This window comes from Streptomyces sp. NPDC039736 (assembly GCF_055596485.1).
Window position 1 is genome coordinate 127,257 of the sequence record NZ_JBVIUQ010000010.1, and the last position, 22,839, is coordinate 150,095.

15 protein-coding genes are annotated in these 22,839 nt (G+C 72.1%); 4 read left to right on the forward strand and 11 right to left on the reverse strand.

The genetic code is table 11. From position 1 onward, the window contains the following. Window positions 1-148 precede the first annotated feature (148 nt). From ftsH to nsdA, 6 genes are all read right to left on the reverse strand, one after another. A complete protein-coding gene (ftsH, locus tag ACZ56L_RS28220; RefSeq protein WP_345228113.1) occupies window positions 149-2,080 on the reverse strand; it encodes an ATP-dependent zinc metalloprotease FtsH in 1,932 nt (643 codons plus the stop codon). A gap of 116 nt (window positions 2,081-2,196) precedes the next feature. Further along, window positions 2,197-3,756 (reverse strand): signal recognition particle protein, encoded by a 1,560-nt coding sequence (ffh, locus tag ACZ56L_RS28225; protein WP_345228115.1) that lies wholly within the window; start codon window positions 3,754-3,756, stop codon window positions 2,197-2,199. A gap of 185 nt (window positions 3,757-3,941) precedes the next feature. Beyond that, window positions 3,942-6,374 (reverse strand): [protein-PII] uridylyltransferase, encoded by a 2,433-nt coding sequence (locus ACZ56L_RS28230; RefSeq protein ID WP_471067144.1) that lies wholly within the window; start codon window positions 6,372-6,374, stop codon window positions 3,942-3,944. A 145-nt stretch (window positions 6,375-6,519) separates the two neighbouring features. After that, complete coding sequence (locus ACZ56L_RS28235; RefSeq protein ID WP_003965965.1) at window positions 6,520-6,858, reverse strand: P-II family nitrogen regulator; 339 nt, start codon at window positions 6,856-6,858, stop codon at window positions 6,520-6,522. Beyond that, window positions 6,855-8,243, reverse strand: coding sequence for an ammonium transporter (locus tag ACZ56L_RS28240; protein ID WP_345228116.1), 1,389 nt, complete (start codon window positions 8,241-8,243; stop codon window positions 6,855-6,857). The genes ACZ56L_RS28235 and ACZ56L_RS28240 overlap by 4 nt, the downstream gene beginning before the upstream one ends. 266 nt (window positions 8,244-8,509) lie before the next feature. Beyond that, on the reverse strand, window positions 8,510-9,985 hold the full coding sequence (gene nsdA / locus ACZ56L_RS28245; protein WP_380837819.1) for a transcriptional repressor NsdA: 1,476 nt from the start codon (window positions 9,983-9,985) through the stop codon (window positions 8,510-8,512). 519 nt (window positions 9,986-10,504) lie between these two features. Between nsdA and ACZ56L_RS28250 the strand changes: the two genes are divergently transcribed. Continuing rightward, window positions 10,505-11,158 carry a bifunctional DNA primase/polymerase gene (locus ACZ56L_RS28250; protein WP_345228117.1) on the forward strand — a complete coding sequence of 218 codons (654 nt, stop codon included), beginning with the start codon at window positions 10,505-10,507 and terminating at the stop codon, window positions 11,156-11,158. Between the two features lie 124 nt (window positions 11,159-11,282). Here the strand turns inward: ACZ56L_RS28250 and ftsY are convergent, their stop codons facing one another. Then, window positions 11,283-12,488 (reverse strand): signal recognition particle-docking protein FtsY, encoded by a 1,206-nt coding sequence (ftsY, locus tag ACZ56L_RS28255; protein ID WP_471067148.1) that lies wholly within the window; start codon window positions 12,486-12,488, stop codon window positions 11,283-11,285. Window positions 12,489-12,684: 196 nt separating this feature from the next. Between ftsY and ACZ56L_RS28260 the strand changes: the two genes are divergently transcribed. Next, window positions 12,685-14,139: a cytosine permease gene (locus ACZ56L_RS28260; RefSeq protein ID WP_471067150.1), complete on the forward strand. Its 1,455-nt coding sequence runs from the start codon at window positions 12,685-12,687 to the stop codon at window positions 14,137-14,139. A gap of 51 nt (window positions 14,140-14,190) precedes the next feature. Beyond that, window positions 14,191-15,189: an LLM class flavin-dependent oxidoreductase gene (locus ACZ56L_RS28265; protein ID WP_471067152.1), complete on the forward strand. Its 999-nt coding sequence runs from the start codon at window positions 14,191-14,193 to the stop codon at window positions 15,187-15,189. A 3-nt stretch (window positions 15,190-15,192) separates the two neighbouring features. On the opposite strand, the gene ACZ56L_RS28270 is transcribed toward ACZ56L_RS28265, so the two are convergent. From ACZ56L_RS28270 to ACZ56L_RS28285, 4 genes are all read right to left on the reverse strand, one after another. Continuing rightward, a complete protein-coding gene (locus ACZ56L_RS28270) occupies window positions 15,193-16,617 on the reverse strand; it encodes a sugar porter family MFS transporter (protein WP_345228121.1) in 1,425 nt (474 codons plus the stop codon). A gap of 219 nt (window positions 16,618-16,836) precedes the next feature. Beyond that, window positions 16,837-20,385, reverse strand: coding sequence for a chromosome segregation protein SMC (gene smc, locus ACZ56L_RS28275; protein WP_471067154.1), 3,549 nt, complete (start codon window positions 20,383-20,385; stop codon window positions 16,837-16,839). A 240-nt stretch (window positions 20,386-20,625) separates the two neighbouring features. Then, entirely contained in the window at window positions 20,626-20,847 is a 222-nt protein-coding gene (locus tag ACZ56L_RS28280) for a hypothetical protein (protein WP_345228123.1), read from the reverse strand. A 392-nt stretch (window positions 20,848-21,239) separates the two neighbouring features. Further along, entirely contained in the window at window positions 21,240-21,533 is a 294-nt protein-coding gene (locus tag ACZ56L_RS28285; RefSeq protein ID WP_345228124.1) for an acylphosphatase, read from the reverse strand. Between the two features lie 134 nt (window positions 21,534-21,667). Here ACZ56L_RS28285 and ACZ56L_RS28290 point away from each other — a divergent pair, with 134 nt between their 5' ends. Next, window positions 21,668-22,591, forward strand: coding sequence for a CAP domain-containing protein (locus ACZ56L_RS28290; protein ID WP_471067157.1), 924 nt, complete (start codon window positions 21,668-21,670; stop codon window positions 22,589-22,591). The last annotated feature ends 248 nt before the right edge of the window (window positions 22,592-22,839 follow it).

Sequence of the window (22,839 nt, forward strand, 5' to 3'; positions counted from 1 at the left end):
GGAGGGGAATTGACGCTTCCGCGCACTGGGGCTGTGTGCTCGGAGCGGAGTTGACGGCTCCGGGCACCTCTCGGCCGTACTCCTCGCGCGCGCTCCTCGGACGTGTGCGTCGAACGTGTACGTCCGGCGTACACCTCGGGCGCAGCGCTCAGGCGTCCGGCTTCGACAGGCGGGGGATGCCCGCCGCCCGGTACGCGGCCGCCTCCTCCAGGGTCTCGTTCTCCAGGAGGGCCCGGGACAGGGCGTCCAGCCTGGGCCGGTTCGCCTCCAGCAGCCGGATCGCCTCCGCGTAGCACTCGTCGACGATCCGGCGCATCTCGCTGTCGACCGCGTCCAGCGTCGCGGGCGCGGCGGACAGTCCGTACGCCTGCTGCGCATCGGACGGGATGGCGGTGAGACGGCCGACCCGCTCGCTCATCCCCCAGCGGCCCACCATGCCCCTGGCCAGGTTGGTGACCTGCTCCAAGTCGTTCTCGGCACCCGTCGTCACCACGTCGAAGACGACCTGCTCGGCGGCCATCCCGCCGAGCGCGCCGATGATCCTGCCGCGCAGATATGCCTCCGTGTAGGCGTACTTGTCGGCGTCCGGCGTGGACAGCGTGACGCCCAGCGCGCGGCCGCGCGGCACGATGGTGATCTTGCGTACCGGGTCCGCGCCCGGCTGGAGCATGCCGAGCAGCGCGTGCCCGCTCTCGTGGTATGCGGTCCTGCGGCGCTCCTCCTCCGGCATGACCAGCGGGCGTTCCGCTCCGAGCTGCACCTTCTCCAGTGCGTCGGACAGGTCGGTCTGGGTGACGGCGTCCTGCTTGCGCTTGACCGCGAGGAGGGCCGCCTCGTTGGCGAGGTTGGCCAGGTCCGCGCCGGTCATGCCCGGTGTCGTCCGCGCGACCTGGGCGAGGTCGACGTCGGCGGCGAGCGGGATGGACCGGGTGTGGATCCGCAGGATGGCCTCGCGGCCGCCCCGGTCGGGCGGGCTGACGGTGACCACGCGGTCGAAGCGGCCGGGGCGGGTGAGGGCGGGGTCCAGGACGTCGACGCGGTTGGTGGCGGCGATGACGACGACGCCCTCGGAGCCGGAGAAGCCGTCCATCTCGGTGAGGATCTGGTTGAGCGTCTGCTCCCGCTCGTCGTGGCCGCCCATGCCGGCGCCGCCGCCGCGGGCCCGGCCGATGGTGTCGATCTCGTCGATGAAGATGATCGCGGGGGCCACCTTGCGGGCCTCCGCGAAGAGTTCGCGGACCCGGCCCGCGCCGACGCCGACGATCATCTCGATGAACTCCGAGGCCGACGCCGAGAAGAAGGGGACGCCCGCCTCACCGGCGACGGCGCGCGCCAGGAGCGTCTTCCCGGTGCCGGGCGGGCCCGCGAGGAGCACTCCGCCGGGCATCCGGGCGCCGAGCCTGCGGTAGGCGTCGGGGTTCTTCAGGAAGCCGACGACCTCCTCCAGCTCACCCTCGACCTCGTCGATGCCCGCGACGTCCTCGAAGGTGGTCCGCTTGTCGGCGGTCACCTCGACGGGCTTCGGCGGCGCCTTGCGCCCGAGACCGCCCATGCCGCCTCCGCCGAGCCCGCGGCTCATGCGCCGGGCGATGACCACCCACAGCGCGACGAGGAGCAGCATCGGGGCGAGCGAGAGGAGCAGATTCGCGAGGAAGGAGCGTTCCTCCACGACCGGCTTCGCGGTGACGGTCACGCCGTCCTCGGTCAGTTCGTCCCACAGCTTGTCGTCGGCGAAGGCCGGGCGCTGGGTGAGGAACTTGGTGTACTTCTGGTCCTTCTCGCCGTCCGGAACGGGCTGTTCCTTCTTCAGCTCGCCCTGGATCGCATCTCCCTTGGAATAGATCTTGGAGACGTTGTTCGAGGTCACCTGCTTGCTGAACTCGGTGTAGGCGACCGTCGGCTCGTCGCCCTCGTTGAAGAAGCCCAGCACGATGTTGGTGAGCAGGTAGACGACCAGCGCCGTCAGCGCGAGCCGGCCCCAGCCGCCGGGCATCTTCGTCCTCTCGGGCGGCGGCGGTGGGGCGCCCTCGGACCGCCACGGCTGGTCGGGGGTCTGGCGCGGCGGCACGGGGTTGCTCATAGGGGGACGTTACGACACATACTCCGCCCGGGCATGCGGGGGGGCGCCCCCACGGAAAACGCCGTGGGCGCCCTCCGAGGAGGGCGCCCACGGCGTCGTACGAGCTGCTGCGACCGCTAGCCCATGAACTTCTTGAACTCGTCCGGGAGCTCGAAGTCCTTGCCGCCCTGGCCTGCGGGAAGACCGAACGCGCCACCGCCCTGCGCGGCGGCCTGCTCACGCCGCTCGGCGGCGGCCTGCTCCTCGGCCTTGCGCTTCATCGGGTTGCCGGACTTGCGCTTGCCCTTGGCCTGCTTGATCTGCTTCTTCTGCTTCCCGGGGCCGCCGCCCATCCCGGGGATGCCCGGCATGCCCGGCATGCCGCCGCCCTGGGCCATCTTCGACATCATCTTGCGGGCGTCGAAGAACCGGTCCACCAGGTTCTTCACGGCGCTGACCTCGACGCCGGAGCCCTTGGCGATACGGGCGCGGCGCGAGCCGTTGATGATGGTCGGCTCGGCGCGCTCCTTGGGCGTCATCGACTTGATGATGGCCGCGGTGCGGTCGACGTCCTTCTCGTCCAGGTTGGCGATCTGGTCCTTGATCTGCCCCATGCCCGGCAGCATGCCGAGCAGCTTGGAGATCGAGCCCATCTTGCGGACCTGCTCCATCTGGGCCAGGAAGTCGTCGAGCGTGAAGTCCTTGCCGCCCTTGGAGGACTGCAGCTTGGAGGCCATTTTGGCGGCCTCTTCCTGGCTGAAGGTCTTCTCCGCCTGCTCGATCAGGGTGAGCAGGTCACCCATGTCGAGGATGCGCGAGGCCATGCGGTCCGGGTGGAACGCGTCGAACTCGTCCAGCTTCTCGCCGTTGGAGGCGAACATGATCTGGCGGCCGGTGACGTGCGCGATGGAGAGCGCGGCACCGCCGCGGGCGTCGCCGTCGAGCTTGGAGAGCACCACGCCGTCGAAGCCGACGCCGTCGCGGAAGGCCTCGGCGGTGTTGACCGCGTCCTGGCCGATCATCGCGTCGACGACGAAGAGGATCTCGTCCGGGCTGACGGCGTCGCGGATGTCCGCGGCCTGCTGCATCAGCTCCTGGTCGATGCCGAGGCGGCCGGCGGTGTCGACGATGACCACGTCGTACTGCTTGGTCTTCGCGTACTCGATGGAGTCCTTGGCGACCGTGACCGGATCGCCGACGCCGTTGCCCGGCTGCGGGGCGTAGACCGCGACGCCCGCGCGGTCGGCGACGACGCTCAACTGGTTGACGGCGTTGGGACGCTGGAGGTCGCAGGCGACGAGCAGCGGCGAGTGGCCCTGGCCCTTCAGCCACAGGCCGAGCTTTCCGGCGAGGGTCGTCTTACCGGCACCCTGGAGACCCGCGAGCATGATCACGGTCGGGCCGGACTTGGCGAACCGCAGCCGGCGGGTCTCGCCGCCGAGGATGCCGACCAGCTCTTCGTTGACGATCTTGATGATCTGCTGGGCCGGGTTCAGCGCCTTGGAGACTTCGGAGCCGGAGGCGCGCTCCTTGACCTGCTTGATGAAGGCGCGGACGACGGGCAGCGCCACGTCCGCTTCCAGCAGGGCGATGCGGATCTCGCGGGCGGTGGCGTCGATGTCCGCCTCGGAGAGCCTGCCTTTTCCGCGGAGGTTTTTGAAAGTCGCGCTGAGGCGGTCGGAGAGGGTATCGAACACGGCGCTCGTTGGTCCTCGGGTGTCGGGGGCGGGTGAGTTTGGCTCCCAGCGTATCGGGCGTGCGGGCGGGCGAGACCTGCCAGGTCGGATTCCGCCGGTACGGGCGTCCTGCTCCCGGCTCCGCCACGCGGACGCGACGGGCCAGGGCCCCCTGGGGACAGCCGCCCGCCACCGGGACGGGGCGTCTATCCCCCCAGCGCCGCCCCCACCTCCCGCGCGACCCCCGCCGCCTCCCGCGCGGTCAGCGGCTCTCCCGCGCCCCCCGTCACGTAGAAGGCGTCGACCGCACTCGCCCCCAGGGTCGACACATGCGCGCTGCGCACCCGTACCCCCGCCTCCTCCAGCGCCCGCCCGATCCGGTGCAGCAGCCCCGGTGCGTCCTGCGCCCGTACCTCCAGCACCGTCGCGTGCCGGGACGCCGAGGCCGCCACCGTGACCCGGGGCGGCGGTGGCTGCACCGACCGGCGCCGGACGCCCGCCGCGTACGCCTTCTCCCGCTCGGCCAGCCGCGAGGACAGGTCCAGTGACCCGTCCAGCACCCGCACCAGGTCGGCCCGCAGCCGCGCGGCCTCCGGCAGGCGTCCGTACGCCGCCGCCACCCGCCACACCAGCAGCAGCACCGGTTCCGCCCCCTCCACCGGCACGTCCGCCGGCCGGATCTCCGCCGTGCGCACCGTCAGCCGGTGCATCGCCAGCACCCCCGCCACCGCCGGAAGCACCCCGGGCTGGTCCGGCACGGCGACCGACAGCTCCACCCCGAGCGCGGCGTCCCCCTCCTCCCGTGCCCGCAGCGCCACGACCGGGCCGCCCGTGCGGTGCGCCTCCACCGTGAGGCGCTCCTGCTCCGCGCTCAGTGCCGCCGGTCCCGGCTCCGCCTGCGGCTGCCCCGCCAGCACGGCGGCGACCCGCTGCACCAGGTCCGCCACCAGCGACGCCCGCCACGCCGACCACGCCGCAGGCCCCGTCGCCAGCGCGTCCGCCTCGGTCAGGGCGTGCAGCAGCTCCAGCGTGGCGGAGGACCCGACCGTTTCCGCCACCGCGCGCACCGTCGCCGGATCGTCCAGGTCGCGCCGGGTCGCCGTGTCGACGAGCAGCAGATGATGGCGTACGAGCGTGGCGATCACATCGACGTCCACCGCGCCGAACCCGATCCGCTCCGCCAGGTCGCGGGCGATGGTCTCCCCCACCACCGCGTGGTCGCCGGGCCACCCCTTGCCGATGTCGTGCAGCAGCGCCGCCACCAGGAGCAGGTCGGGACGGCCCACCCGCCGGGTCATCCCGGCCGCCCGCACCGCCGTCTCCACCAGGTGGCGGTCCACGGTCCAGGTGTGCACGGGATTGCGCTGGGGCCTGCACCGCACCCGTTCCCAGTCCGGCAGGAGCCTGGTGACCAGCCCCTCCGCCTCCAGCGCCGCCCACACCGGAACCGCCGCCTCCGCCGCCCCGAGCAGCGTCACCAGCTCCTCCCGGGCCGCCGCGGGCCAGGGCACCGGCAGCGGTGGAGCCGCCTTCGCCAACTGCCGTACGACATGGGGGTTGACCGGCACCCCCGCCTGCGCGGCTGCGGCCGCCGTCCGCAGCACGAGCACCGCGTCCTTCTCGGGCCGGGCGGTGCGCGCGAGCACCGCCTCGCCGTCCTGCTCGACCACCCCGTCGGCGAGCGGCGTGCGCTCCGGCGCCGGGCGCCCGCCGAGCAGGGCCTTCAGCCGCGGGCGCACGGAACGGGACGCGAGCACGCGTTCGGCCTCCCGCCAGGTCACCTCGCTCGCGTACGCGAGGGTGCGCGCGGCCTCGTACACCTGCCGCAGCAGCACGTCCGCGTCCAGCAGGCCCAGTGCCTCCGCGACCTGGTCCTGCTCCTGGAGGGCGAGGCGGTCGGTGGCGCGCCCGGTGGTGAGGTGCAGCGCGTCGCGTACGTCGAGGAGGGTGCGGCGGGCCGTCGCCAGGCCCTCGCGCGGGGCGTCGGCCACCCAGGAGGCGGCGACGGCGCGCAGGGCGGTGGCGTCGCGGAGGCCGCCGTGCGCCTCCTTGAGGTCGGGCTCCAGGAGGTACTGCAACTCCCCCGCGCGCTGCGCCCGTTCGCGGCACAGGGCGCGCAGCTCCGGGAGGCGTCCGGCGGCCCGGTTGCGCCAGTCGGTGAGGACGGCGGTGCGCAGGCCCGCGGTGAGGCCGGGGTCGCCCGCCACGTGACGGGCGTCGAGGAGTCCGAGGTGGACCTTGAGGTCGTCGCCGGCGACCTTGCGTGCCTCGCCCGGTGTGCGCACCGAGTGGTCGAGGGCGATGCCGAGGTCCCAGACCGGGTACCAGACGCGGTCGGCGAGGGCGGCGACGGCCCCGCTGTCGCGGCCGTCGTGCAACAGCAGCAGGTCGAGGTCGCTGCGCGGCGAGAGCTCGCCCCTGCCGTACCCGCCCACGGCGACGAGCGCGGCCCCGCGCACCCCGGACTCGCGGGCCGCGGTGTCGAAGAGGGCGCTGAGCCACGCGTCGGTGATCCGGGAGAGCCCGGACCGGCGCGGCGGTCCGGACGGCGAATCCGCGCCGAGGAGCCGCAGCCGGGCCGCCGCGTAGCCGCCGGGTCCCGAGGGTTCGGCCGGGTCGATGTCTGCCACGCTCGCCACCAGGGTCTCGTCGTCGGGGAATCGGGGTGGGAAGGGGTCCGGGGCGGCCGGGAAGGCCGCCCCCGCGACGGCTCCCGCCGCCGCCGTGCCCCCGCCGGGCCCGCGCCCATGAGGCCGGCCGGCCTCCCCGCCCGGCACTGCGGCCCTACAGCGCGTCCGGCCCCCGCTCGCCCGTGCGCACCCGGACCGCCGTCTCGACCGGCACGCTCCAGACCTTGCCGTCGCCGATCTTCCCCGTACGGGCGGCCTTCACGACCACCTCGATCAGCTGTTCGGCGTCCTCGTCCTCGACCAGCACCTCGATGCGGATCTTGGGGACCAGGTCGACGGTGTACTCCGCGCCCCGGTAGACCTCGGTGTGGCCGCGCTGGCGGCCATAGCCGCTGGCCTCGGTGACGGTGAGGCCCTGGACCCCGAAGGCCTGGAGGGCTTCCTTGATCTCGTCCAGCCGGTGCGGCTTGACGACCGCCGTGATCAGCTTCATGCGTCCACCTTCTTGCTCGCTCCTGCGATCGGGCCCGGGACCGGAGTGCGGGGCGCCGTGCCGCCGCCCGCTCCCGTGAAGTCGTACGCCGTCTCGGCGTGTTCGGTCTGGTCGATGCCGGAGATCTCGACGTCCTCCTCGACCCGCATGCCCATCGCCTTGTCGACGAGGAACGCGAGGAGCGCCGAGACCAGCAGGGAGTAGGCGAGGACGGCGAAGACGCCCACGGCCTGCTTGCCGAGCTGTTCGAGGCCGCCGCCGTAGAAGAGGCCCTTGGCCTCGGACTGGACCCCGCCGGTGGCGAAGAGGCCGACCAGCAGCGAGCCGAGCACCCCGCCGACCAGGTGGACGCCGATGACGTCCAGGGAGTCGTCGTACCCCAGCTTGTACTTCAGCCCCACGGCCATCGCGCAGACCACCCCGGCGACGGCACCGACGGCGATCGCGCCGAGCGGGGAGACGGAGCCGCCGGAGGGGGTGATCGCGACCAGACCGGCCACCGCGCCCGAGGCCGCGCCCAGCGTGGTGAACGCGCCGTGCCGGATCTTCTCGTACGCCAGCCAGGCCAGCATCGCCGCCGCCGTGGCGACCTGGGTGTTGACGAACATGACCGCGCCCACGCCGTCGTCGTTGCCCAGCCAGGAGCCGGCGTTGAAGCCGAACCAGCCGAACCACAGCAGCCCCGCGCCGAGCATCACCAGCGGCAGGCTGTGCGGCCGCATCGGGTCCTTCCGGAAGCCGATCCGCCTGCCGATGACCAGGATCACGCCGAGGGCCGCCGCACCCGCGTTGACGTGGACGGCCGTGCCGCCCGCGAAGTCGATGACGCCCATCTCGAAGAGCCAGCCGCCGGCGCCCCACACCCAGTGCGCGACGGGGAAGTACACGACGACCGCCCACAGGGTGATGAACAGCGCCCAGGCGGTGAACTTCACCCGGTCCGCCAGCGCACCGGAGATCAGGGCGGGCGTGAGGACGGCGAACATGAGCTGGAAGACGGCGAAGACGTACACGGGAATCGTGTAGCCGTCCCAGAGTTCGGTGAGCCCGATGCCGCTCAGCCCGACGAAGTCCGGGCTCCAGCCGATCACGGAGCCGATGTCGTCGCCGAAGGCGAGGCTGAACCCGAAGAGCACCCACAGGATCGTGACGATCCCGAGGCTGATGAAGCTCATCATCAGCATGTTGAGGGTGGACTTGACGCGGACCATGCCTCCGTAGAAGAAGGCGAGGCCCGGCGTCATCAGCATCACCAGGGCGGAACAGATCAGCAGGAAGCCGGTGTTGGCTGCGGACAGCGTCGGAGCCTCGGCGGCGAGCGTCACCGCCGGTGACGCCCCGGGAAGCCCTGAAGTCACAGCGTCTGTCGGGATGCCTGGGGGCATCGGCGTCTCCTCGTCTCGGGGCCGGCCGGTGCGGGGTGGCCGGTTATGGGCCCTGAGAGTGGCGGAGCGCGGTTTCGGCGGATGCCGCCGGGTGTTTCGCCGGGGTGACGAAGACGTCGTACGTGTTACGCGGAAATGAACGCGGCGATCAGCCGCCCGGACAGGGGCCGACCGCGACAGCGACCCGGTTGACCTGGCGTGGGGGAGCCGAGTCGGGCTTCACGGGGTGGCTGTCGCGGCCGGGTTCCGGGGGCCCTCGAAGGGGCCTAGACCGCCTCCAGGGCTTCGGGGAGCTTCGCCCCCAACTGATCGGTCAGGTCGTGGACTTCGGCCACGTCGCCGAATTCGCGCACCGCGCCCTCGACGGTCTTGCGCAGCCGGTTGTTGACCCGTTCGGAACGGATCCTCCCGGCGACCTCCAGCGCCCGCTCGGAGTACGAGACGGCCTGCTCGGGCTCCCGCTTGAGCAGGTGCACGGTGGCCATGCCGACCAGGTTGAGGGCGTACGAACGCTGGTGCTCGGCGTCCTTCTCGAAGAGCTGCACGGCCCGCTCCATGACCGGTTCGGCGAGCGAGGCGTAGGTGGGACTGCGTCCGGCGACGTAGGCGAGGTCGCGGTAGGAGTGCGAGTTCTCGCCGTTGAGTTCGGCCTCGGAGAAGAAGGTGATCCAGTCGGGGTCCTGCTCGTCGTCCAGGCCCGCGTCGGCGAAGGTGTCCTCGGCCATCCGGACGGCCCGCTTGCACTTGCTGGGCTGGCCCATGTTGGCGTACGCCCGCGCCTCCATCGCGTACAGCATGGCCTGGGTGCGGGCGGTGGCGCATTCGCGGCTGCCGTACTGGGCGAGGTGGATGAGTTCCAGCGCGTCGTCGGGGCGGCCGAGGTGGATCATCTGGCGGCTCATGCTGGAGAGCACGTACGAACCCAGCGGCTTGTCGCCCGCCTCCTTGGCGGCGTGCAGGGCCAGCACGAAGTACTTCTGGGCGGTGGGCTGGAGCCCGATGTCGTAGCTCATCCAGCCGGCCAGCTCGGCCAGTTCGGCGGCGCAGCGGAAGAGCCGCTTGGAGGTGATGCCGGGCTGCGGCTCCTGGAGCAGGTCGGTGACCTCGTGGAGCTGGCCGACGACGGCCTTGCGGCGCAGTCCGCCGCCGCACTGGGCGTCCCACTGGCGGAACATCTTGGTGGTCTCCTCCAGCAGCCTGAGCTCGGGCTCAGACAGCCGGGACGGCCGCCGGGACGCTCCCGCGGTCTCGGCGGGTCCCGGGTCGCCGGCCGGCGAGGGCACCAGCCAGCGCTGCATCGGCTCGATCAGCGCGGGCCCCGCGGACAGGGCGAGCGAGGAGCCGAGGAAGCCGCGCCGGGCGAGCATCAGGTCGCTGCGGGAGAACTCGCTGAGCAGCGACACGGTCTGCGGCCCGGCCCACGGCAGGTCCACTCCGGACACGGACGGCGACCGGTGTGCGGCGCGCAGCCCGAGGTCCTCGATGGCGACGACGGCGCCGAAGCGCTCGGAGAACAGCTCGGAGAGGATGCGCGGGATGGGTTCGCGCGGGTTCTCCCCGTCCAGCCAGCGGCGCACCCGGGAGGTGTCGGTGCTGATGTGGTGGGCGCCCATCTGCCGTGCGCGGCGGTTGACCTGGCGCGCCAGTTCGCCCTTGGACCAGCCGCTGCGTGCGAACCACGAGCCGAGCTGCTCGTTCGGGCGCTTTCCAGCGTTTCCTGCACCGGCGCTGCTGCCGCCCACGGGAACGCCCCCCATCCGTCGTCCGTCGTCCGGAGCGGGCCGCACACCGCACTCCGGGATTCCTGCCGCATCCATGCCCTGCATCGGCTCCGTATCCACCACGACCGCCGGAACGCAACCCCTTGCACAATGCCCTGGGTTGACGTCCCGTGTCCCCGCAATGCGCCCCTTCGAACGGGAATCCGGCTTGCCCCCGGCATACCCATGAGTGCGCGCACCGTCGGGGTTCATGCACTGAAAGTAATCCTACGATCACCCCTCTAGCGAGGGCACTTACAGAAACGCCACCATTCGCCACCCCTCCGAGTGAACTCCCGTCGCGCGAGGCGCGCTTCACTTGACGCGGGACGATCAGGAAAGGGCGGAGCGTCGCACACCCCAGCGCGCGCATCACCCCGCACCACCCCGGCCGCCCCGGAGCGCCGCCGAGGCCGGATCGACGGCACCCCCGACGCGACGGAGCGTCATCGCTCCGCTCCACCTCGTAACCACCGGCGCGCTCGACCCGTTGGAGGGGGCATGGGCTTCACGATCGGCGGCATCCGGGACATGCGCTCCGGCACACGGCGCCGCAGCCGTACCTCAGAGGGCACAGCGGTGGCGGAGTACACCGGGCTGTGGGGCTGGGACGTGGTCCCGGGACCGAGGGCCGCCGCGGGAGTCTGCTCCTGCGGCGACCCGCTGTGCCGGGCGCCCGGCGCCCACCCCTTCGACTTCGCGCAGGTCGTCCCGGCCGGCGCGACGCTGGACGAGGTCACGGCGGCCTGGGCGCAGTTCCCGGGGGCGTCGGTGCTGCTCCCGGTCGGCCGGACCTTCGACGTGCTGGAGGTGGCGGAGGCGGCGGGCCGCCGGGCGCTGATCCGGCTGGAGCGGATGGGCGTGCCGCTGGGCCCGGTGAGCGTGACGCCGGACGGGCGGGCGCACTTCTTCGTGGCGCCGGGCGCCGCGGCGGCGCTGCCGGAACTGCTGTACCGGATGGGCTGGGACGACGCGGAGCTGGACCTGCGCTGTCTGGGCCCGGGCTCGTACCTGACCGCGCCCCCCTCGGACCACGCGGGCCTGGGGCACGTCCAGTGGCTGCGTCCGCCGTCCCTGGACACCGCGACCAAGCCGCCGCAGGCGCGCCTCCTGCTGGGCACGCTGGCGTACATCTGCCACCGGCATCTGGCCTGAGGGCCGTACCGCGGACGGCCCGGGGGCCGTACGCACCGGAGCCGAAGGGCCCCACCGCATCTGCACCATGCGGTGGGGCCCTTCTCCGTGCGCACCGGGGAACGCTCCCCGGTGCGCGCCCGCGTCAGTCCCCGATGAGCGCGTCCACGAAGGCCTCGGGCTCGAACGGAGCCAGGTCGTCCGCGCCCTCGCCGAGGCCCACGAGCTTCACGGGCACGCCCAGCTCGCGCTGGACGGCGACGACGATGCCGCCCTTGGCGGTGCCGTCGAGCTTGGTGAGGACGATGCCGGTGATGTCCACGACCTCGGCGAACACCCGCGCCTGCACCAGGCCGTTCTGCCCGGTGGTGGCGTCCAGGACCAGCAGCACCTCGTCCAGCGGGCCGTGCTTCTCCACGACGCGCTTGACCTTGCCGAGCTCGTCCATGAGGCCGGTCTTGGTGTGCAGGCGGCCCGCGGTGTCGATGAGCACGACGTCCGCGCCCTCGGCGATGCCCTCCTTGACGGCGTCGAAGGCGATCGACGCCGGGTCGCCGCCCTCGGGGCCGCGGACCGTACGGGCGCCGACGCGGTCGCCCCAGGTCTGGAGCTGGTCGGCGGCGGCGGCGCGGAAGGTGTCGGCGGCGCCGAGCACGACCGAGCGGCCGTCGGCCACCAGGACGCGGGCGAGCTTGCCGGTGGTGGTGGTCTTGCCGGTGCCGTTGACGCCGACGACCATGACGACGCCGGGGGTGTCGACGCCGCTCTCGGTCTTGACGGCGCGGTCGAAGTCGGTGCCGACGAGGTGGAGCAGCTCCTCGCGGAGCAGGGTGCGCAGTTCGTCGGGGGTGCGGGTGCCGAGCACGCGGACGCGCTCGCGCAGGCGCTCGACGAGCTCCTGGGTGGGGGCGACGCCGACGTCGGCGGTGAGGAGGGTGTCCTCGATCTCCTCCCAGGTGTCCTCGTCGAGGTTGTCCCGGGAGAGCAGGGTCAGCAGGCCCTTGCCCAGGGAGTTCTGGGAGCGGGCGAGCCGGGCGCGCAGGCGGACCAGGCGGCCGGCGGTGGGCTCGGGGACGTCGAGCGCGGGAGCCTCGGGCTCCGGCACGACGACCGGCTCCTCGACGACGGGCGCGTCGGGGAGGTCGACCTCCTCGATGGTGCGGCGCGCTTCGTCCTTCGGCGGAGCGGCGTCCTCACCGACCTGAGGTTCGGCGGGCGGGGCAGTGATGGTCGGCGTGCTCGGCGGCGCCGAGGGCGGCAGCTGCTTCTTCTTGCGGCTGCCGACCACGAGCCCGCTGATCGCGCCGACCGCGACCAGGGCGATGACTACGGCAAGGATGAGGATGTCCATAACCCCACCAGTATCGGCCACGCGTCCGCCCGAGGGCCGCGTCGTGGCTTCCTCCAAGCGACATACCCCATTTCAGGGGCGCAGTCGGGTCAAAGTACGATGGCCTCACTCGTGTCAACGCGCGTAGAGTCCTCACGATCACTCCCCCACCGGCCCGCAACGTGGCGTGCCGAGCGAGAGGCATGGACCCCCCACCATGAGCACCACCGCAGAAAATCCTCCTGCCGAGGGCAACGAGGGCACGGTCGAGACCCGCGGTCTGGAACCCGTCCCCGACAACGAGCGCACCGGCCGGGTCGGCGAGCTCTTCCCGACCTGGGTCGCCGCCAACATCAGCGTGCTGCTGCTCACCATGGGCGCGGGCCTGATCGTCTTCAACGGCCTGAACTTCTGGCAGGTGCTGGTCGTCTCGGTCACCGCGCCGGTCGTCTCGTACGGTCTGGTCGGGCTGATCTCGATCGCGGGCAAGCGCGGCGGCTCCCCCGGCATGGCGCTCTCCCGCGCGGTCTTCGGCCAGCGCGGCAACCTCTTCCCCGGTTCGCTGATCTGGGTGGCCCGCTGGGGCTGGGAGACCATCAACGCGGTGACCGGCGCGTACGCCGTGCTGACGGTGCTCGATCTGCTCTTCGGCGTGCAGAGCAGCACCACGCTGGTCGTCATCACCCTGCTGCTCTTCGTGACGTGCACCTTCGTCGTGTCGGGCCTGGGCATCAACGCGCTGCGCGTGTGCCAGAAGTGGTCGACGTACCTCTTCGGCGTCTTCAGCGTCCTGGTGCTGGTCTACCTGATCGCCAACACCGACTGGGCCTCCGTCTTCGCCAAGCCCGCCGGCTCCACCGCGATGCTGATCGCCGGTATCGGCACGATCGCCGCGGGCGGCATCAGCTGGGTCCCCTCGGGCCCCGACTTCACCCGCTACCTGCCGCGCACCGCCTCCCCCAAGGGCATGGTCGGCGCGTCGATCGGCGGCGCGGGCATCGTGGTGCTGCCGATGGTCCTGATGGGCGCGGTCATGGCGGTCTCCACCCCGGACCTGGCGAAGGCGCAGGACCCGGTGTCCTTCATCGGTGAGCTGCTGCCGGCCTGGATCTCGGTCCCGTACCTGGTCATCGCGCTGATCGGGATGCTGCTGATCAACTCGATGTCGATGTACTCGGCCGGTTTCACCGCGCAGACCCTCGGCATCAAGGTGCCGCGCGCCTGGGCGGTCAGCGTCAACGCGATCATCAGCCTGATCTTCGGCTTCCTGCTGATGGTGGTGGCGACCAGCTTCATCGGCTCGTTCATCTCCTTCCTGACGCTGCTCGCGGTGGCGTTCTCGGCGTGGATCGGCGTCTTCGGCGTGGACATGTTCACGCGTACGTCGTACGACGGCGAGGCCCTGATGGACACCACGCGCACCAGCGCCTACTGGTACCGGGGCGGCTTCGCCTGGACCGCGATGGCGGCCTGGGGCGTGGCCCTGGTGGTGGGCCTGCTCTTCACCAAGGTCGACTGGTTCACCGGCCCGCTGGCCACCACCTGGCTCGGCGCGAACGGCCTCGGCTGGGTCGTCACGATCCTGGTCGCCGCCGCTCTGTACGCGGTGCTGCCGCGGCAGAGGCCCGCGTCCGACACGCCGGTGGAAACCCGCGAGACCCTGTCCATCTGACATCCCGTCAGTTAAGGTCCCCCTCCACCGGTGGAGGGGGATTCTCGCGTCATGGCGTTCTCAGTGGTCCGGTTCAACCTGGTCGATCCCGACGCGTCCCCGGCGTCGCTGTCCGCGCGCTACCGCGCCGCGCTGGAGATGGCCGCGTACGCCGACGAGCACGGCGTCGACACGGTCCAGACGGAGGAGCACCACGGCGCCGCCAACGGCTGGCTGCCCTCGCCCCTGGCCTTCGCGGGCGCGGTCTTCGGCGCGACGCGGCGCATCGCGGTCACCGTCTCCGCGATCATCGGCCCGCTGTACGATCCGCTGCGCCTGGCCGAGGACATCGCCGTCCTGGACCTGCTCAGCGGCGGCCGCCTGGTCACCGTCGCGGGGATCGGCTACCGGCCCGAGGAGTACGAGCAACTGGGCGCCGAGTGGGGCAGGCGCGGCAAGCTCCAGGACGAGCTGCTGGAGACCCTGCTGAAGGCCTGGTCGGGCGAGCCGTTCGTCTTCCGGGGCCGGACCGTGCGGGTCACCCCGCGTCCGTACACCCGGCCCCGTCCGACGCTGCTGGTCGGCGGCAGCTCCCGGGCGGCGGCCCGGCGGGCGGCCCGGCTGGGGCTGCCGTTCTTTCCGAGCGCGCACCTGCCGGAGCTCCAGGCGTACTACGAGCAGCAGTGCGCCGAGCACGGCACGCAGGGCTTCTGCCTGATGCCGGAGGCCGAGACACCGCTGCTGCACCTCAGCGAGGACCCGGAGCGCGCCTGGGCGACGTACGGCGGGCACTTCCTGCACGAGGCCCGGACGTACGCCTCCTGGCAGCGGTCCCAGGACGTCCGTTCGGCGGTGCGTTCCACCGCGAGCACCGTCGAGGAGCTGCGCGCCGAGGGGGTGTACCGGATCCTGACGCCGGAGCAGTGCGCGGCACTGGACGCCCGGAGCCTGGTGCTGCATCCGCTGTGCGGGGGGATGCCGGTGGAGGAGGGGCGGGAGAGCCTGCGGCTGTTCTGCGAACGGGTGCTGCCCCGGCTCGCGGAGCGGAGCGGGGCAGCGGCGGGGGACTGAGCCTCAGCCCATGTCCTCCAGCTTCTTGCCCTTGGTCTCCTTCACGAACTTGAGCACGAAGGGGATGGAGAGGGCCGCGAAGACCGTGTAGATGACGTACGTCCCGGAGAGGTTCCACTCCGACAGGCTGGGGAAGCTCGCGGTGATCGCCCAGTTGGCGATCCACTGGGCGGCCGCGGCCACGCCGAGGGCGGCGGCGCGCAGCCGGTTGGGGAACATCTCGCCGAGGAAGACCCAGACCACGACGCCCCACGACAGGGCGAAGAAGAGCACGAAGACGTGGGCGGCGATCAGGGCCACCATGCCCTGGGTGTCGGGCAGCTTGCCGTTCACCATGTCGGCCGAGAAGGCCCAGGCCTCGAAGGCGAGGGCGATCGTCATGCCGGCCGAACCGATCAGCGCGAGCGGCTTGCGGCCGATCCGGTCGACGAAGATCATCGCGATCACGGTGCCGATGATGTTGATGATCGACGTGGTGAACGAGTAGAAGAACGACTGGCTCGGGTCGATGCCCACGGACTGCCACAGCGTCGCCGAGTAGTAGAAGGCGACGTTGATGCCGACGAGCTGCTGGAAGACCGAGAGGCCGATGCCGACCCAGACGATCGGCAGGAAGCCGAACCTGCTGCCCAGCAGGTCCTTGAAGGACGACTTGTGCTCGCTGCGCATGCCGTGCTTGATCTCGGCGACGCGGGCGTCCAGGTCGATGCCCTCGCCCTCGACCTCGGTCAGGATCTTCTTTGCCCGGTCGACCTTGCCGACGGAGATCAGGAAGCGCGGGGACTCGGGGATGGCGAAGGACAGCAGGCCGTAGATCACGGCGGGGACCACCATGACGCCGAGCATCACCTGCCAGGCCTCGAGCCCGGCGAAGACCTTGTGCCGGTCGTCGCCGCCCGCCCAGTTGAGGATGCCCCAGTTGACGAGCTGGGAGATCGCGATGCCCAGCACGATCGCGCCCTGCTGGAAGGAGCCGAGCCGGCCGCGGTAGGCGGGCGGGGCGACCTCCGCGATGTACGCCGGGCCGATCACCGAGGCCATGCCGATCGCGATGCCGCCGAGGAAGCGCCACATGGTGAGGTCCCACAGCGCGAAGGGCAGGGCGGAGCCCACGGCGCTGATGGTGAAGAGCACGGCGGCGATCTGCATGACCCGGATGCGGCCGATCCGGTCGGCGATGCGGCCGGCGATCGCGGCGCCGATCGCACAGCCGATCAGGGCGACGGCGATGACCTGCCCGAGGGTGCCCGCCCCGATGTCGTACTTGGCGCCGATGGCCTTGGTGGCGCCGTTGATCACCGAGCTGTCGTAACCGAAGAGGAAGCCGCCCATCGCGGCGGCGGCGGTGATGAAGATGACGTGCCCGAGGTGGTCCGGGGCCGGCTGGCCGGCGGAGGACGCCGATGGGGTCTTCGCTGTGCTGGTCACGTGAACTCCTGGGCCCGGCCTCGTCGCCGGGCGTGTCCGTGGGGGCAGGCTCGTCAAGGGGACTTCCAGTGGCGCACACCTGCACGCTGTCCACCACTCGAAGCTTCTTGTAGCCGGTTGTCGCTACTTGAATCCAAAAGGAACAAAGGAGATCGTATTCCTTCACCCTTTGAAGCAAGTGGCGGGGTGTGTCCCCGGGGAACACGGAGCCGCGCGAGCTCAGCGCAGCCGCTGGCTGATCACCTTCGACACCCCGTCGCCCTGCATCGAGACGCCGTAGAGCGCGTCCGCCACCTCCATGGTCCGCTTCTGGTGGGTGATGACGATGAGCTGGGAACTCTCCTGGAGCTCCTTCATGATCCGAATCAATCGCTGGAGGTTCGTGTCGTCGAGCGCCGCCTCCACCTCGTCCATCACGTAGAAGGGGCTGGGCCTCGCCTTGAAGATCGACACCAGCAGCGCGACCGCGGTGAGCGAGCGCTCGCCGCCGGACAGGAGCGACAATCGCTTCACCTTCTTCCCCGGCGGCCGCGCCTCCACGTCGACCCCCGAGGTCAGCATGTTGTCGGGATCGGTCAGGACCAGCCGTCCCTCGCCGCCCGGGAACAGCCGGGCGAAGACGCCCTCGAACTCGCGCGCCGTGTCCCGGTACGCCTCGGTGAAGACCTGCTCCACCCGCTCGTCCACCTCCTTGACCACCTGGAGGAGGTCGGCCCGGGTCCGCTTGAGGTCCTCCAACTGCTCGGAGAGGAACTGGTGCCGCTCCTCCAGCGCCGCGAACTCCTCAAGAGCGAGCGGGTTCACCTTTCCGAGCTGCTGATACGCCCGTTCGGCGGCCTTCAGCCGCTTCTCCTGCTCCGCCCTGACGAAGGGCCTGGGCAGGTTGCGCGGGTGCTCCGGGTCCTCGGGCAGCTCCTCGCCGTCGACCGCGGGCGACGGCGGCACGGGCTGCTCCGGCCCGTACTCGCCCACCAGCGCCGCCGGCTCCACGCCCAACTCCTCCAGGGCCCTCGTCTCGAGCTGCTCGATCCGCAGCCGCTTCTCCGCTCCGAGTACCTCGCCGCGGTGAACCGAATCGGTGAGCTTGTCGAGTTCCTGCTTCAGCTCCCGCCCGCGCACCCGCTCCGCCGCGAGCTCCTTCTCCCACTCCGCCTTCGCCGCTTCCGCGACCGACCGCTCCTCGTCCGCCCGTACGAGGGAGACCTCGGCGTGCGCCAGCAACTGCCGGGCGCCGGCCGCGACCGCCGCCGCCACCCGCGCCTCGTAGCGCATCCGGGCCCTGCGCCGCTCGGCCCGCGCCCTGGCCTCGCGCTCGGCGCGGGCGCCCCGGTCGAGCGCGTCGGCCCGCCCTGCCAGGCCCTGCACGCGCTCCTCGTGCGTACGGACCTGAAGCCTGGCCTCCATCTCGGTCTGCCGGGCGTTCGCCCCGTCCGCCGCGAGCCGGTCCCGCGTCGCGGTGTCCGGCTCCTCCTCCACCGGCGCCTCCTCGGCCACCGCGAGCCGCTCCGCCAGTTCCTCGGCCTCCCCGACGGCCCGCTCCAGCGCCTCCTGCGCCCCGGCCGCCGCGGCGGCCGACCGCTCGGCCTCCCCCGAAGCGCCGCGCGCCTGCCCGGCGAGCCGCCCCAGCCGCTGCGCCACCGCCGACCGCTCCCGGTCCCCGGCCCGCCGCGCCTCCCCCAGCTCCTCCGCCAGGGCCGCGCACCGGGCCCTGCGCTCCTTGGCCGCCGTCTGCCGGCCGGCCAGCTCCGCGCACCGCACGGCCAGCTCCGCCAGCTCCGCGTCCGCCTCGTCCACGGACGCCTGCACCTCCAGCAGGCTCGGCGCGCCCGCCGAACCGCCCTGCGCGAAGTGCGCCCCGAGCACGTCGCCCTCTGCGGTGACGGCGGTCAGCCCCGGTTGCGCGCAGAGCAGGTCCTCGGCGTCCTCCAGCGTTCCGACGACCACCGTCCCGCGCAGCAGCCGCCGCACGGCTCCCATGAGCTCCTCGGGCCCCCGTACGAATTCCACGGCGTACGGCGCGGGGGCCTCGCCCTCGGCGGCCTCCCCCGGCTCACCGGCCAGCAGCAGCGCCGCCCGTCCCGCGTCCTGCTTGCGCAGCAGCCGGATCGCCTCGGCGGCGGCCCCGGGGCCGCGCACCGCGACCGCGTCGGCCGCCGCCCCGAGCGCCGCGGCGACCTGCACCTCGTACCCCGGGACGACCGTCAGCAGCTCCGCCGCAGGCCCCAGCAGCCCGGTCAGGGACTCCCCCGCGCCGAGCAGCGCGCCCGTGCCGTCCTTGCGGCGCAGCCCGAGCGCCAGGGCCTCCCGGCGGGCGGAGGTGGCGGCCCGCTCGCGCTCGGCCGCCGTCAGCTCCTCCCGCACGTCACCCAACTCGGCTTCCGCCCCGGCCAGTTCGCGCCGGGCGGCGTCGTGCCGCACGGCCAGCTCCGCGTCACCCGCGTCCAGTCCTTCGACCTCCGCCCTGAGCTGCTCGTACTCCTCCTGGGCCGCGTCCGCCCGCTGCTGCGCCGCGTCGCGGGCCTCGGCGAGCCGGTCGATCTCGGCCCGCGCGGAGCCGGCCCGGCTGCGGGCCGCGTCGACCTGCCCGCGCAGCCGGGCCAGCCCCTCCCGCCGGTCGGCGACGGCCCGGGCGAGGTCCTTCAGCCTGCGTTCCTCCGCCGCGAGGCCGCGCTCCAGCTCGGCGCGGTGCTCGACGGTGTTGTCCAGGGCGTGCCGCGCCGTCTCCAGAGCGGCCGTCAACTCGGCCTCCTGCTCGCGGACGCGGGCGGCCTCGCGCTCCATGTCCTCGGGGTCGCGGCCCCGGCGCTCCTCGACGGGAGCGGCGTTCGCGCTGGTCACGCGGGCGTCGGCGAGCGAGACCGTGCCGCGCACCCGCTCGGCGAACCGGGACAGCTCGTACCAGGCCTGCTGCGCCCGCTGGAGCCGGGGCGCGAGCCTGCGCACCTCCTCCTCCAGCTCGGCCTCCCGCTGGAGCGCGGCCTCGAGCTGGGCCCCGGCGGCCTCCTTGCGGGCCTTGAGCGCTGTCTCGTCGGCGATCTCGGCGCCGAGCGCCTCCTGCATCCGTACCAGGTCGTCGGCGAGGAGCCGCAGTCGTACGTCACGGAGGTCGGCCTGGATCACGGCGGCCCGCCGGGCGACGGCGGCCTGACGGCCGAGCGGCTTGAGCTGGCGGCGGAGCTCGCCGGTGAGGTCCTCGACGCGGGCCAGGTTGGCCTTCATCGCCTCCAGCTTCCGCAGCGCCTTCTCCTTGCGCTTGCGGTGCTTGAGGACGCCGGCCGCCTCCTCGATGAAGGCGCGGCGGCCCGTCGGGTCGGCGTGCAGGACGGAGTCGAGCTGCCCCTGACCGACGATGACGTGCATCTCGCGGCCGATGCCGGAGTCGGAGAGGAGGTCCTGGATGTCGAGCAGCCGGCAGGTGTCGCCGTTGATCTGGTACTCGCTGCCGCCGTTGCGGAACATGATCCGCGTGATGGTGACCTCGGCGTACTCGATGGGCAGCGCGCCGTCGGAGTTGTCGATGGTGAGCGACACCTCGGCGCGCCCGAGCGGAGGCCGCCCGGTCGTGCCGGCGAAGATGACGTCCTCCATCTTGCCGCCGCGCAGGGACTTGGCGCCCTGCTCGCCCATGACCCACGAGAGCGCGTCCACCACATTGGACTTGCCCGAACCGTTGGGGCCGACGACACAGGTGATGCCGGGCTCGAAACGGAGCGTCGTGGCCGACGCGAACGACTTGAAACCCCGGAGGGTCATGGCCTTGAGGTGCACGCAGCCGGACTTTACCGGGATGTCGCGATCATCCACCGGACTCGCCGGGCCGTCCCGGTTTCACCGATGAATGTGCAGGGCACATCAGACGTGAGGAAAACGGGGTGTGGCCGGGAGGTCGACCGAAGGCGACGAAAGATCGACAGAGGTCGACGAAAGGCAGAAGGGACGCCGGAAAAGACGTCCCTCGCAGAAACCGGGAAACCGCGCAGGTGTCGGCCTGCGACGGCGACTGCGGAATCAGGTGAGTGCGGGCTCCGCGCGCGGGACGTCCCTTTCGAAGTCCTCGTCGAGCACGGAAGAGTCTCCGCGGTGCTGAGCGGCGGCGGTGAGCGTGTCGTTCTCGTTCTGAATCCGGTTGAGCTCGGACTCGAGATCCTGGACACGCTGCTGAAGCCGTCGCATCTCGGCGAGGAGTCGCGGGTCGGAGCCGCCGACGTAACCGAGAAGCGCCTTTGCCATGATGAGTGGTCCTCCACACTGAGTGACCGACCGGGAGCGGTTGGGTCGTGAGGGAATCGCACCCGCGGTGCTTGGCAGTGCTGTTGTTTCACTGCGGTTCTCGCTGCCAAACAGCTAAGGTGCGCGGGGATTCCAGAGTCTCACCAAAAAGTTTGACGGTCAACACGATCACAGCCCGTATCGATGGGCGACCCGGGGGCGTTCGGCCGTCTGCGGCACGGGGACCGACGGCGACGCACTCTCTGCGGGGCCCTGAGGGCGCGGAGATCATCCTTGTACGGGCAGCCTTCCATGACTACCCGTTTCTGGCAACCACCAGGGCCTTTCTGCCGAACGCACATGCCAGGGGCACGTCTTCGCGCCCCGGCCCGACGGGTCCGGGGCGCGGCGGATCAGCGGATGGCGAAGCCGGTGTACCCCCCACGAGGTGTGCTCCATATCTCAGTGACACCGTCGACCCGGCCGGGAGTGTCGTCCGAGCGCAGCCACTCCAGCAGGCGGTGGCACTGCTCACGGGGACCCTCGGCGACCACCTGCACGCGGCCGTCGTCGAGATTGAGCGCGAAGCCTTCGAGGTCGCCGATCTGCAAAGCGTTTGCCCTGGTGAACCAGCGAAAGCCCACTCCCTGTACCCGACCGCGCACCCATGCGGTGAGCCGTGCGTCGGGCCGTGCGTCTTCGTTCATGACTGCACGCTAACCGGCCAATTGCCCAAGCGGCACTTCGCCCCCACCCGTCATGCCGTACAGTCCCGACGCAATGAGCCTCATCCTTATGGGTGAACACATGGACCGTCGAGTTTCTGAGGAAGGCACAGCAGATGGGACGCCATCGACGCACTGCCGCCGGGTCCGACGCCGCTGAGTTCGCGGACGGAACGGCCGGCGGCAACCACGGCGGCCACCGGAAGAAGCGCCCCGCACCGGTGCGCACCGGCCTTCTCGGTGTCTCCGCGGCCTTGGCCTTCGGCGCCGTGGCCGTGGCGTCCGGCATCCTCCCCGGCAGTGACAACTACACCCTCGGCGGCGGCGGCAACGGCTCCGGCGACCGGGTGACCGCGGGCGGCGCGGTGGACCTCAAGGCGCAGGGCGGTGCCACCGCGACCCCGGCGGACCGGGCCCCGGCCCCGGCTGCGACGCCCGGGGCGGACCGGCCGCAGGCCCCCTCGCAGACCCCCTCCCCGCAGCGCTCGAACCCGGTCGGCGCGACGCCGGAGCCGGACGCCGATTCGCAGCAGCAGACGAAGCCGGACACCGCGAAGACGGACACCGCGAAGGCTGCCCGGTCCGCGGCGGCGCAGCGTCCACAGACGCACACACCCGCCGCCACCCCGGCCGCCCCGCAACCGCGCAAGGCCCCCTCCTCCGCGAACGACGCGGCGGCGGCCGTGCTCTCCCTGGTCAACCAGGAACGCGCGAAGGCGGGCTGCCGCCCGCTGCGCCCGGACACCGGCCTGGCCACGCTCGCCGCCGGCTTCAGCCGCGACATGGCGGCCCGCGGCTTCTTCGACCACACCGACCCGGACGGCGCGACTCCGTGGGACCGCGCCGCGAAGGCGGGCATCAAGGACCTCGGCGGCGAGAACATCGCCCGCGGCCAGGCCGACGCCCAGGCCGTGATGGACGCCTGGATGAAGAGCGAAGGCCACCGCAAGAACATCCTGAACTGCGAGTACACGACCCTGGGCGTCGGCGTGCACATGGCCGACGGCGGCCCGTGGTGGACCCAGGACTTCGGTTTCTGACCGACCCCCACCGGGCTGGTGACCATCGGGGCCCGTGACCCCGGGGACTCCGGCCGCCGGGGATTCCGGCCGCCGGAATTCGCGGACCGTTCCGCCGGTCGCTGTCAGTGGCGGGCCGGGCGAACCGGGCTTGGCATGGAGGACGACGGCCTCCCGCGCGAAGAGTCCGGGCGTCGTGCAGGCCTCGGACATCGTGACTCCCTGTGCGGACACGGCGGATCAACGGAGCATCGACCGCACACTGGTCC